Source organism: Labrys sp. ALF-8 (genome assembly GCF_059699065.1).
This window is the reverse complement of the sequence record NZ_AP048541.1, coordinates 312,342-324,485: the sequence shown is the minus strand read 5'-3', so window position 1 is coordinate 324,485 and position 12,144 is coordinate 312,342. Positions and strand designations below refer to the sequence as shown.

At 59.7% G+C, this 12,144-nt stretch carries 10 protein-coding genes; 6 read left to right on the top strand and 4 right to left on the bottom strand.

Going from position 1 to position 12,144, the window contains the following annotated elements; genetic code table 11:
* The first annotated feature begins 180 nt into the window (after positions 1 to 180).
* The 3 genes from AC6H34_RS32445 to AC6H34_RS32435 all read left to right on the top strand — a co-directional run bounded on the left by AC6H34_RS32445 (position 181) and on the right by AC6H34_RS32435 (position 4,498).
* Complete coding sequence (locus AC6H34_RS32445; protein ID WP_497541789.1) at positions 181 to 1,494, top strand: MFS transporter; 1,314 nt, start codon at positions 181 to 183, stop codon at positions 1,492 to 1,494.
* Between the two features lie 404 nt (positions 1,495 to 1,898).
* A complete protein-coding gene (locus AC6H34_RS32440) occupies positions 1,899 to 3,089 on the top strand; it encodes a metallophosphoesterase family protein (protein ID WP_497541788.1) in 1,191 nt (396 codons plus the stop codon).
* Between the two features lie 104 nt (positions 3,090 to 3,193).
* Entirely contained in the window at positions 3,194 to 4,498 is a 1,305-nt protein-coding gene (locus AC6H34_RS32435; RefSeq protein ID WP_497541787.1) for a hypothetical protein, read from the top strand.
* A 239-nt stretch (positions 4,499 to 4,737) separates the two neighbouring features.
* On the opposite strand, the gene AC6H34_RS32430 is transcribed toward AC6H34_RS32435, so the two are convergent.
* Positions 4,738 to 5,703: a peptidoglycan-binding protein gene (locus tag AC6H34_RS32430; RefSeq protein WP_497541786.1), complete on the bottom strand. Its 966-nt coding sequence runs from the start codon at positions 5,701 to 5,703 to the stop codon at positions 4,738 to 4,740.
* 392 nt (positions 5,704 to 6,095) lie between these two features.
* On the opposite strand from AC6H34_RS32430, the gene AC6H34_RS32425 reads away from it, so the two are divergent.
* Positions 6,096 to 7,436 carry an NAD(P)/FAD-dependent oxidoreductase gene (locus AC6H34_RS32425; protein WP_497541785.1) on the top strand — a complete coding sequence of 447 codons (1,341 nt, stop codon included), beginning with the start codon at positions 6,096 to 6,098 and terminating at the stop codon, positions 7,434 to 7,436.
* 247 nt (positions 7,437 to 7,683) lie between these two features.
* Here the strand turns inward: AC6H34_RS32425 and AC6H34_RS32420 are convergent, their stop codons facing one another.
* The 3 genes from AC6H34_RS32420 to ltnD all read right to left on the bottom strand — a co-directional run bounded on the left by AC6H34_RS32420 (position 7,684) and on the right by ltnD (position 10,799).
* On the bottom strand, positions 7,684 to 8,439 hold the full coding sequence (locus AC6H34_RS32420; protein ID WP_497541784.1) for an SDR family NAD(P)-dependent oxidoreductase: 756 nt from the start codon (positions 8,437 to 8,439) through the stop codon (positions 7,684 to 7,686).
* Positions 8,440 to 8,479: 40 nt separating this feature from the next.
* The gene (gene otnK / locus AC6H34_RS32415; RefSeq protein ID WP_497541783.1) at positions 8,480 to 9,748 is read right to left on the bottom strand and encodes a 3-oxo-tetronate kinase; all 1,269 of its coding nucleotides are present in this window, start codon (positions 9,746 to 9,748) and stop codon (positions 8,480 to 8,482) included.
* 121 nt (positions 9,749 to 9,869) lie between these two features.
* On the bottom strand, positions 9,870 to 10,799 hold the full coding sequence (gene ltnD / locus AC6H34_RS32410) for an L-threonate dehydrogenase (protein ID WP_497541782.1): 930 nt from the start codon (positions 10,797 to 10,799) through the stop codon (positions 9,870 to 9,872).
* A gap of 67 nt (positions 10,800 to 10,866) precedes the next feature.
* Here ltnD and otnC point away from each other — a divergent pair, with 67 nt between their 5' ends.
* Positions 10,867 to 11,541, top strand: coding sequence for a 3-oxo-tetronate 4-phosphate decarboxylase (gene otnC, locus AC6H34_RS32405; RefSeq protein WP_497541781.1), 675 nt, complete (start codon positions 10,867 to 10,869; stop codon positions 11,539 to 11,541).
* An 89-nt stretch (positions 11,542 to 11,630) separates the two neighbouring features.
* Positions 11,631 to 12,140, top strand: coding sequence for a flavin reductase family protein (locus AC6H34_RS32400; RefSeq protein WP_497541780.1), 510 nt, complete (start codon positions 11,631 to 11,633; stop codon positions 12,138 to 12,140).
* The last annotated feature ends 4 nt before the right edge of the window (positions 12,141 to 12,144 follow it).

Below are 12,144 nucleotides of genomic sequence, written 5' to 3'. Positions count from 1 at the left end.
GAACGGTTCGCGGCAAGGGACGCCCTCCCGACGACCGTAGGGCGGAGTTTAGACACCACTGCCCCTTACCGAAGCCGAACGAAGCGACCAAGGCTGCGGTCGAGGTGGCCCTTTCCTTGAAGCCTCGGAACATTGGGAAGACCTCAGACGTTTGCCCGGTCACCTCACTAGGAGAAACTTATGGCAACCGTTGTGGCGGGCTCCTCGGGCGCGGCGCCCGCAGCCGACAGCGAGATGCGCCGTGCCAGGCACTCCCTGCTCGCACTCAACTTCTTCATGGCCGATATGCAGGCCGGCATCGGGCCCTTCCTGGGTGTCTTCCTCCTACAGCATGGCTGGGCCACCGGTCCCATCGGCACCGTCATGACGGCCGGTGGCATTGCGGGAATGGCGATGACGGCGCCCGCTGGCGCCTTCATCGATCACACCGACAAGAAACGCTGGGTCGTAGTGGTGACCGGTATATGCACGGTCCTAGCCTCTTTTCTCATCCTTCTTTCTCAGTCCGGACTTGTGGTTACCGCGAGCCAGGTCGCAACCGCGGTCGCCGGCGCCGTCATTGGCCCGGCAGTCGCCGGCATGACTCTCGGGATCGTTCGGCAGAAGGGCTTCAACGCCCAGAATGGCCGCAATCAAGCCTGGAACCATGCTGGCAATATGGTTGGCGCCGGACTGTCGGGGTGGCTCGGCTGGGCGTACGGAATGCCGGCCATTTTCTTTCTTGCCGCGATCTTCGGTCTGCTTGCGATCATCTCGGTCCTCTCGATCCCCGAGCGTACGATTGACCATAGGGCGGCGCGCGGCCTGGAAAGCCACGATGCGAGAGATGGGAGCGCAAAGGCCGAGGGCTTCCTGGACCTGCTGGGCAACAAGCCCATGCTGCTTCTCGCGGCGGCGCTGGCATTCTTCCACCTCGGCAATGGCGCCATGTTGCCGCTCTATGGCATGGCGGTCGTTGGCGTGGGAAAAGTCGACCCGGCTGTCTTCACAGCGCTTACGGTTGTCGTCGCCCAGGCCGTGATGATCGTGGCCTCCATCGCCGCGATGAAGATGGCATCGGCAAGGGGATATTGGCTCGTCCTCCTGGTTTCCTTTGCAGCCCTTCCGATCAGAGGGCTCCTGGCGGGTACCTTCATCCAATATTGGGGGGTCTGGCCGGTCCAGGCTCTGGACGGCATCGGAGCCGGACTGCAGAGTGTCGCGGTACCCGGCCTTGTCGCCTGCCTGCTCGACGGCACAGGGCGGGTCAATGTCGGACAAGGCGCCGTGATGACCGTGCAAGGCGTAGGGGCTAGCCTGTCGCCGGCAATCGGAGGGTGGCTCGCCCAGATCTTTGGGTTCCAGGCGGCATTTTACATACTCGGCGGGTTTGCCTCGATTTCCCTGGGTCTATGGCTCGGCTTCGGCGGCTTCCTGCGGCCCGCCTGCCGGGAGATACCCACATCTCCTCCGCAACGACCCATTCATGACCCGGAGCGTCGCATCTGTTCGTGATACCCCAAAAAGAAGAGATCGGTCCTCCGTCGTCAGGCGGACAATTCTTCGGCCCCGATGCTTCATGAAACGGTAATCGAGTTGCCACTGAGCCAAGTGGACGATGCTTCTTCTTGCGAGTCACGAAGGTATCACGCCTGGAGTAATTCTATCGTAGCTGGCTGGGGCGCCAATAGAAGGTGCATTTCCAAGTAATACAAACCACTGAAAGATCATATAGACCGCAGCACATTCGCTGATAATTCAGTCGCGCGTGTGAGATCAGTCGTGGGTTGAATTGATTTCTGGAACTTCCGCTTATCTATCAGCTGCAAAATCCACAATTCCAAAACTGACGCGAGCGCCGGCACTCCCTTGTCGTGCCTTTGAGGCGATCTGCCGTCGCGACAACAAAGGTAATCGCGATGCCCCATCAAGCCAAACCACAACAGCAGGCATGGATAACAAAATTACAGCCGGGTGAAGTCCGCCCGCGACCAGCGGCGCAGCGCTCGCAAGCGCATCCGGGGGTTAGTCCGCTGCATCCGGTCAGTCATCGGAACGTCAGCTTCCAGCCACTCCCTCGCCCGCTCGGGCTCGCCCCGTATCATTATGACCTTGCCGGGAATTTTCCCGACATTGCGCGGACAATGGAAGAGCGATCGCGCATGATATTTCATGTCGTAGGAGATACCGGTGGTGTTCAGGACGGCGAATTCCAAAACAATGTCGCCGAGAGCATGATCCAGCATCTGATTAGCGGGAACGAGGATATACCGCAGTTCTGTTATCACGTCGGCGATGTCGTCTACTACACGGGACTCCGGGACGATTATTACTCGCAATTCTACGAGCCTTATGCCCACTACAACATTCCTATGTTTTCCATTCCCGGCAATCACGATGGCGAGGTAGACGATCCAGCAGTGCAGACGTCGCTCGACGGCTGGGTAGACTACTTCATGCAGGCACACCCGGACGTCGATCCGATATCGAAGGACGCTCCCCGCGTGCAGTTGAACCTGCCTAATGTCTATTGGACGATGGCCTCACCCTTCGCAACGATTGTCGGCTTGTACACGAATGTCCCCGAAGGTGGATCCATCGATTCCATCCAGCAGCAATGGGTAACCAATGAATTCGCGACGGCCCCGACCGATCGCGCCCTGATCCTTGCCTTGCACCATCCCATCTACTCGTTTGACGCCTACCATAGCGGTAGCTCAAAAATGGCGGACGTCCTCGAGAACGCCATCCGGGACACAGGGCGTGTGCCCAATCTTGTTCTCTCAGGACATGTCCACGACTATCAGCGTATCGAGCAGACGATCGCCACGGAAAGCCCAACCCCCTTTGTCGTGACGGGAAACGGCGGCTATCACAATCTTCATGCTGTCCACTCCGAGGTAGGAGATGTCGCGCCGGACTCGGGAGCCACCCTTAAATACAAGGCGGATAAGAAGTGGGGCTTCCTGACATTGACGGTCGACAAGGACAAGATTTCCGGCTCCACAATTGAGGTTGACCGCCAAGGGCGTGCTGCGCCAGGGGACACGTTCGAGTACCCGGCCGGACCAATCACCCTCGCACAGCCCAAATCTGTGCCGACCCTCTAAGGGGCCCGCCAACGGCCGTCGCGGAGTTTTCGGCGGCGGCCACTACGACACAAGCTTTGGGCCAGATGCAGGCATTGCAAGAATTTCACCGGGAGTTTTCACAAATGTCACAGGCAAAGGGAGAGATCTCCGATCGATCGCACAGTAGGTCGGCGTCCGCAAGTGACTATGTTACACGGGAAGACATCCTGAAGGATATCAAGAAAGCCTTCGAAGCACGGGATCCTGATTATTCGAACAAGCGGACGAAGGCACAAGCCAAGCTTGACGATCTGGAGCAAAGGCTGGAGAAAATCAGCAGCTCCCGGACACCAATGTACTGCGCCAACCAAGTTTTCCTGGAAACCACCTGGCTCGTCCACTACGGGGAGGCGTGGGACGATGTGGATCGACATCTCCAGAAACTTGAGGCCCTCATCGATCGACCCGATGCATCCCCCTTGACGCAGAGCCCCGATGGCTCCTGGGGCATGTGTGCCCAGACCTTCTATCGTAAGTTGGAGCCGACGGTCGACGCCCTGCAATCGAGGGCGGTTCGTCAAGGGGCTATCAAGCCTCTCACGTTCTTGAAGGGCTTCAACAACCCGCAGGTGCTGCTGTCCAACCTTTACAGCCTGCAGATAACGGACATTGCCGCGACCGGGCACAATCGGCGCGACGAACTGGGCTCTTTGATCGCCAGCATGTCCCAATTGATCTTCAAGGATGGGATACGTTCACTCCTGGCCAGCCGGGATCTGGAATTCAAAGTGACGGATAGGCTGGAGGAGGTCTACCGGGACTTCCTTCGACAAACCCAGCACCCCAGAACGGGATATTGGGGTCCGTGGTACAGATTTGGTGATCGCCTCGTCATGGTCCAGGATCTCTCGTTCACCTTTCACATCGTCAGCTATTTGGCAGGTACCGTCGATCGGTGGGAGGCTTTGGTCGATACTACGCTGGACATAAAGAACCTGCGTTATCCCATGGGATGGCGGCCCGCCGATGGCCAGTTTAACAATCACAACAACTACGATGTGGTTCGGATCCTCGCCTATGGCTGGCCGCATATGCGTCGAGACCAGAAGGACGGGTCGCGAGAGGCGATCGCAGAGCTTCTGGGCTGGTGTCTGGACCACAGCGTGGAGGACGATGGATTTGGCGAGGCTGACGATTCGGTGGATGGCTATTATTACGGCGTCCGGTTTCTCGATCAGGTCGGCCTGTGGGATGCGAGCAATCGCTTCTGGACGAACCAGGACAGTGCCCTGCCGAATTCGGACGTCGCTTACGAGCTGGCAACGCGACTACAGCGAGGGTTTGCCCGCGTTCGCGACGGCTCCGCGGAAAGCGAAACGGTGGGAGAAATCCTGGACCGCGCACTTCGCCTGACAGCGGCTCCTGGCCAGACGTCTCCAACGGTTTAGCGTCGAAAAGCACATTCACTGTTTCGGGCTTTATCGACGCGCGGCGGGCAGGGTCTCGACCTCCTGGCAGGCGCCCTGCCGTTCTTATCCGGCCATACACCGTCTCGCCGAAGTTGACGGTCTCTCATGATCGACTGCGCAGCTGGAATTGCAGCTCCAGCGCGGGCGCTTTGAAAGCTACTCGATGAGGGATCTCCTGAAAACGCGCGGCTACTGCGGTAAATGGGGTATCCGACGTGTCAACGGGCACCGCCGAGGCCGCCTGGCGCGGTCTTGACGAAAGGGGGTTTCGTCGAGCTCTCCGTCAGGCATTCGAAGGCGAAGCCCGCGTAGCTGTCGGCGTTGAGCAGACGTTGCGCAGCGCCCAGCGGCAAGATGAAAGCGTCATTGAACCAGCCTCGCCCATTGTCTTCGATGGATTCCCCGTCCCGACGGCCGGTGAAATGCGAGAGCTCGTGCAAAATGATGAAAGCTCCAAAGTCCGTGTTGACCGAAGGGGCGAAGAAACCGAAGCCAAGCCGGATGTGCCTCGCCGGATTATCCTCGCCGTTGATCAGCGGCGGCTCGAAAACACCCTCCGGTGTCGTGAGAGCGATCTTGGCGTTGTTCGGATCGACATCGAACGCGTCGATCGCTCCAAACATGTCGAAGAGCTCGGGCCGATCGATGACGAACCCCATTTCGTTGAACGTTTCGAAAAGTGTGACACGGGCGGCGCTCTGACGGGCCGGATCGAGCTTGTTCAGCAGAAAGTGCCGGTTGAGCCTGTCCTCGGCGACTGGAGAGGCGCCCGGGCCGCCGGTGATGACGGAAGAGACATTGCGGACGGCTGCCGAGAGTGCCGCCCTTACCCGCGGCAACACGACCGCCAGCTTCGCATTGAGATCAAATTTGGATTGCGGCGTGACGATCTGGCTGAGGCGAAGGATGGTCTTCTTGCCGGGCTCCACGACACCATCGGGCGCGCCCATTTCCTTCACCTGCACACGCTGGAAGTTGATGATGGCCGCCACGGTCTTCGGCCCGGTGATGCCGTCGACGGTCAGAAAGGGTATCGGCCCGCCTGGCAGGCCGCTGACGGTGACCTGATTGAGCGCCTCCTGAATCGTCCGCACATCATCGGAGAGATTGCGTGCTAGCGGCCCCTGACCGACAGGCTTCGTAATCGAGATAGCTCCGTCGAAAGCAGCGGGCAATGCGGACATCGGAATACAGCTACCGACCGATGGCATCACCAGAAATCGAGCCATGACTTACACCCCGAGAAGATCTTCATTGGAAGTTAGAACGGCCCAGGCCCGAGTACAAATGTTTAAGTATCCGGCTGATTTCGATTCTATCTGCATTGGCGAAGTTTATCGACTTTAGGTACTATGCTAACGCGGCTAAGAAACATGACATTTGTCTGTGATTTGGTCGCCTCGGGCACCCTTTCCTCGACGATGAAGGGAACACCACAAAGCCAACCACATGTGGACAAAAACTCGGTTCAGAGTGCGTCCGTTTTCTTCCACGCCAGACCGGAGACGCGCTCCCAACGGAGACGCCTCTTGATCATCGTGATAATGCAACTGACAGCGCCAGGGTTGTTTCCAGAATGCCAGAATCTCCTGGTCTTGATTCGAAGATCCTCATCGTCGGTGCAGGAACCTGGGGGTGCAGCACCGCCCTCCATCTCGCTCGCCGGGGCTACAACTCGGTTACTGTGCTGGATCCCTATCCTGTCCCGTCGCCGATATCCGCCGGCAATGATCTGAACAAGATCCTTGAGCTGGGTTCCTTCGCGGGAGACGACGCGGACGAGCGATATGTCTCGAACAAATTGCTCGATGCGGCGGTCAATGGCTGGCTCAATGATCCGGTTTTCCAGCCGTACTTCCATGAAACGGGATGTATCCTCGCCGCGACTTCCGACGAGGCCCTTGCGCACCTCAATGCCCGTGACGGACCCAGCGAGGCCGACGGCTGGATCCGGCTTTCGAAAAAGGAGGATTTCATCGCCACGATGCCCGCGGGCGTTTTGACGGGAGACTTTCCCGGATGGAAAGGCTGGTGGAAGAAGACGGGTGCCGGTTGGGTTCACGCGCGCAAAAGCATGGAAAGCGCGGCGAGGGAAGCGCGCCGCCTCGGCGTCCAATTCATCACGGGGGAGGAAGAGGGGCGAGTCACGAGCTTGATCCATGAGTGCTCGGACGTGAAAGGCGCCATGACGGTGGATGGCGTTCAACACCGCGCCGACCGTATCATTCTCTGCACTGGCGCGAATTCCGCCTCACTCTTTGACATGAAGGATCAGCTTCGGCCCACCGCCTGGACGCTGGCGCATATCAAGATGACGGAAGAAGAAGCCAGGCTTTTCAAGAATCTTCCCGTCCTCTTCAACATCGAACGAGGCTTCTTCATGGAGCCGGACGAAGACAGCCATGAGCTGAAAATCTGTGACGAGCACCCAGGCTACTGCAATTGGGTTCATGAGCAGGAAGACGAGCAAGCTCCCAAAGCCGGGCATCCTTTCGCGAAAAACGAAATCCCGGCCGAAAGCGAAGCGCGCTGCCGTGCTTTCCTGCGCGAGACCATGCCCCATCTCGCGGAGCGCCCCTTCAGCTTCGCCCGCATTTGCTGGTGCGCGGATACGCCCAACCGGGCCTTTCTCATTACGCGGCACCCGGACTATCCGTCCCTGGTCCTGGGGGTGGGTGGTTCAGGACATGGCTTTTGTCACATCCCCGCCATAGGCGGCTTCATTGCCGATGCAATGGAGGACAGGCTGGATGAGAAGCTGAGGCACAGCTTTCGGTGGCGGCCCGAGACAGCCCTTCGCCGGGATTGGAAAGACCTGCTTGGCCGGTTCGGGCCGGAGGGAGCAAATCGAGTCATGGGCTTTCAGGAAACTTCGAGCTGGACGGCGATTGGAAGCCGACAGGATTCTCCTGCATGACGACCGGGGAATTGACCTGATGGATCGAGGGTGGTGGGAATTCAAGCTGAATACTCAGTTCGAGCTTAATCTTGGAAGCGCAATAGCTCGTAGGTGCGGAGGCGGATATTCGACATTGCACCCGCGGACAAGTCAAAGCGTTGTAGCAGGTCTTGGCGGCAGACATCGCGAGTTGCCTGCCGCAAGACGAGAGTCGGTTTGGGACATGAAAGTCTGCCGACAGGGGCGCAATAAATTGGCACCTCGGCTATCGGGCGCTGTATCCGCCGTCTGCCATGAGTATCTGCCCTGTCACAAACGATGCACGCGGGCTGGATAGATAGACGATCGCGTCGGCGATCTCTTCAGGCTCGGCCCAGCGACCGAGCGGATGCGCGTTCTTGATCGCGTTTTCGCCGGCCACCGGGTCCTCGAGGCCTTCGAGATAGCGGGTCAGGAATGGCGTATTGATCGACCCGGCACCAACTGCATTCACGCGAATACCACGCCCGGCATAGTCCACTGCCATCTGACGAACCAACTGCAACAAGGCACCCTTGGCTGCGCAATAGGCCGCCTGTTCGGGCAAGCCGACAACACTGGAGATCGAGCCGGTGGCAACGATCGAGCCTGCGCCGCGCCGAAGCATCGACGGTAGGGCGCGTTTCGACATCATGAAGAACGACTTGGCGTTCGCGTTCATCACGGCATCCCATTCATCCTCGCTGGTTTCATGTGCGGATTTCGAGATGATGAAGCCGGCATTGCTGACTAGGACATCGACCGGTCCGAGCTTTTCCTCGGCGGTGGCAAAGATCCTTTCGACATCGGCAGATCTTGTGACATCGGCGGTCACGGAAACGATCTGACCTGATGCACCTTTCTCCAGATCGGCCACGGACGCACTGATGTCGGTCGCACACACGCGCGCACCGAGTTCGACGAATTGGGCAACCGCCGCGCGGCCGACACCACCGGCCGCGCCTGAGATCAAGACTATGTTCTGGGCAAGGCTCTTAACCACGGTGTTCTCCACTGAGTTATGTGTTTCTTTGATCTGCGATCTATGTGAGGCGCAAAAGCGCATCCGGGAAGAAATCGACCCCGCCAAAATTGCCGGACTTCAGCGCCACCATCAGGTCTCCACCAGATTGACCTATGGTGCGAAGCATAGGAACACCAGGGGCGAGTTCATCGCCGACTTGGAAGGAGCGTATCGCCAGCCTGTCGACCACCGATCCGGACGTTTCACCTCCGGCAACGACGAGACGCCGGACGCCCTGGTTGACGAGGCCTTCCGCAACCTCGGCCAATGTGCGCTCGATCGCCAGGCCCGCTTCGTGCTTTCCGCATTTCTCCTGAACGGCAGCGACCACCTCGGGCGATGCGGAGGCAGCGACCAGGACCGGACCTCTGCCAAGGTGCTCGCGTGCGAAGGCGAGTGCTTCCTCGATCACGCCGGTTCCGGTCACGATGCGCTCGGGATCCAGACGCAAGACTGGCATGTGGCTTTCGGCGAAGGCGATCTGCTCCAGCGTGCGCGCGGAGCAACTTCCGGCGATTGCTGCCGAAAGACCACCGGCAGGGCGTAAACCGCCCGCCGCACGGCTTTCAACCATTCGCGCGTCCAGAGCGGCCCTCGCCAGTCCATAGCCGAGGCCCGATGCCCCGGTAGAGACCTTGGTGCGAAGCGTCAGTCTGCCCAGTGTCTGGAGATCGGCATCGTTGATCGCATCGGCGATGATCGATGGCCGGCCATCTGAAATCGAGGCTATCTTTTCAAGGCAGGCTTCCACGCCGGCCGTGACCGTCTGGAAGTCGAGGACACGGGCAGGCCGCTGCGATTGTTTCTCCAGCACACGCGCAAGGTTGGCGTCATGCATAGGATTCAACGGGTGGTTTCGAAGCGGGCTTTCGTTCAACGGCGCATCGTTGACGAAGAGATTGCCCTTGTAGACCGTGCGTCCCGTCTCCGGAAATGCAGGCGTGACGACGACCCATTCCTGATCCGTGCGCTCCAGCAGCGCATCGGTGACCTGCCCGATATTGCCGTCATCCGTGGAGTCGAAGGTCGAGCAGACCTTGTACATGACATGGCCGACGCCGATGTCGCGCAGAAGCGTTTCCGCCGCGAGCGCCCTGGAGACAGCTTCGTCGGCTGGAGCGGAGCGGATCTTCAGCGACACCACGACGGCGTCGATGTCTTTCAGTGTCGTGACATCGGAGGGAATTCCGATGGTCTGCACCGTTCTCAGCCCGGCTTTGCGCCAGGTGTTGGCGAGGTCCGACGCACCCGTATAATCGTCGGCGATCGCTGCGAGCAAAGCTGTCATGTCAGGGTTCTCCTGCAAGGGCCGAACCAGCCGCAGCAGTCTCGAACCGATCGAGAAACGGCCATTCCGTGACCCTCATCATAAGGTTGGAAGCGAAGCGCACCATGAAACGCCGTCCTCCTCACGCCTTCGATTTTACCGCTGGGAGGGCCGCGTTCGAAAGCGCGGCATAGGTCCGGGCGACCGAGGCGTCGTCGTCGCGCCCCATGCCCGCCCCGGAAGTCGCCAGATACATCTGAAGTGCAGCGGCGGCGAGGGGAGCCGGAAAGCGCTCGGCCCGCGCCATATCCTGCAGGATACCGAGATCCTTGACGAAGATCTCCACCGAACTGAGTGGCTTGTAGTCACCGTCGAGGATGTGCGGGACCCGATTCTCGAACATCCAGGAGTTTCCGGCCGACGCGGTTATCACCTCGTACACGGTCGAAAGATCAAGCCCAAGCTTGCACGCCAGCACCATTGCCTCGCACGCAGCCGCGATATGGACGCCCGCCAGATGCTGGTTGATCATCTTCACCGAGGCACCAACCCCGGCCTCGCTGCCAAGGCGATAGAGTTTCGTCGAAATCGCATCGACGACATGCGCGGCGCGGTCGAACGCAACTGGAGAACCGGATGCCATGATTGTAAGTGCACCGGCTGCCGCCTTGGCCGCGCCGCCCGAGATCGGCGCATCGAGATACAGGATGTCACGTTCGGCCAACCGCACCGCGAAACGCTTGGCATCGGCGGGTGCCATGGTGGCCGACGAAACGAATACCGAGCCGGGGGTCATTACCGGGAATACGCCGTGCTCTCCGAACAGCACCGCCTCGGTCTGCGCGCTGTTGACCACGACGCATAGAACGACCGGCATGCCCTGAGCCGCTTCGGCCGGAGAACTCGCGGCGGCGGCGCCTGCCGCCACCAGCTTGTCGACGGCCGCCGGGGAGGGATCATAGCCGCGGACCGCAAAGCCGTCGCGAAGCAGCGAGGCCGCCATTCCGAAACCCATCGATCCGAGGCCGATGACCGCGACACCGGATTTCGATTCACTTGCGCTAGATGACACGTCAAAATTTCCTTGCTTCAGATCTCTCTATATGTAGATTATCTACAATATGCAATGGGGCTGACCGATGCCGAATGCCAGTGAGAGCAAGATCCGCGAACAACTCGTCCGCTACGGCGCCTCACTGTTCAATCGGGGTCTGACACCTGGTTCCTCGGGTAATATCTCGATCCGGCTCGACGATGGCGGATGGCTGGTGACGCCGACGAACGCATCGCTCGGCTTCCTCGACCCGGCGACGATCTCAAGGCTGGACTCAAAGGGCAACCTCCTGTCCGGCGACAAGCCAACGAAGGAGATCCCGCTCCATACGGCAATCTACGATACGGTGAAGTCGTCGCAGTCGGTCGTGCATCTGCACTCCACGCATTCGGTGGCGCTTTCCATGCTGCCTGGCGTTAACCCCAGGGCGGTGCTCCCGCCCATGACGCCGTACTATTTGATGCGCGCAGGGCGGACTGCCCTGGTACCGTATTTTAGGCCCGGAGACCCCGCTGTCGTCGACGCCATCACGGGGCTTGCAGGCAAATACACGTCCGTCCTGCTTGCCAATCACGGCCCCGTCGTCGCGGGGAAGGACCTCGAAAGCGCCGTCTTCGCAATCGAGGAGCTTGAGGAAACGGCGAAGCTCTATCTGCTTTTGCACAACCTGAATCCACGGCACCTGACACCCGCGCAAGTGTCTGAACTCGTTCGGCACTTCGACCTTCCAGGCCAATCGCACGACCACGACCACGAGTAACGCAGCCGGCAATCCGACGCCGGCTGCAAAAAATCGCGTTGACAGATTGTAGATAATCGTCAATCGTAACCGCAACAAGGGAACAGACGATGCTTACCCAGGATCAGAGGACAGAGCATTTCCGGCAGTCCATGCGCCGGCTCGCGTCGACGGTCTGCGTGATTTCCTGCCAGAGCGGCGGAGCGCGCTATGGCATTACCGTCACCTCGGTCACTCCGCTCAGCTTCTCGCCCATTTCGATCCTCGCCTGCGTCAACAAGAACGCCTCGATCAACGCTCCGCTGAAGGATGAGGGTCGGTACTGCGTCAACGTCCTGCGCGCTTCCCAAGCCGACGTTTCGAACTCCTTCAGCGGCGGCCTGCCGCCCAAGGAACGCTTCGACGTCGGAGGCTGGGCGGAGATCGACGGCATTCCGTATCTGCCGAATGCGCAGGCATCGCTGTTTTGCGAACTCGATCAGGCGATCGCCTACGCCACACACGACATCATCATCGGGCGGGTCTCCGAGGCGTCCTTCGCTCCCGATATCTCGCCCCTCATCTATCAGAACGGCTCGTACGCGCTGACCGCGCCGCTGGCTCTTCAGAAAGCTGGTTAGCAAG

Bases quoted from the DNA above. Each gene is read 5' to 3' on its own strand.
- AC6H34_RS32445 (WP_497541789.1), top strand. From the start codon at position 181: ATGGCAACCGTTGTGGCGGGCTCCTCGGGCGCGGCGCCCGCAGCCGAC.
- AC6H34_RS32400 (WP_497541780.1), top strand. From the start codon at position 11,631: ATGCTTACCCAGGATCAGAGGACAGAGCATTTCCGGCAGTCCATGCGC.
- AC6H34_RS32435 (WP_497541787.1), top strand. From the start codon at position 3,194: ATGTCACAGGCAAAGGGAGAGATCTCCGATCGATCGCACAGTAGGTCG.
- AC6H34_RS32440 (WP_497541788.1), top strand. From the start codon at position 1,899: ATGCCCCATCAAGCCAAACCACAACAGCAGGCATGGATAACAAAATTA.
- otnC (WP_497541781.1), top strand. From the start codon at position 10,867: ATGCCGAATGCCAGTGAGAGCAAGATCCGCGAACAACTCGTCCGCTAC.
- AC6H34_RS32430 (WP_497541786.1), bottom strand. From the start codon at position 5,703: ATGTCCGCATTGCCCGCTGCTTTCGACGGAGCTATCTCGATTACGAAG.
- otnK (WP_497541783.1), bottom strand. From the start codon at position 9,748: ATGACAGCTTTGCTCGCAGCGATCGCCGACGATTATACGGGTGCGTCG.
- AC6H34_RS32425 (WP_497541785.1), top strand. From the start codon at position 6,096: ATGCCAGAATCTCCTGGTCTTGATTCGAAGATCCTCATCGTCGGTGCA.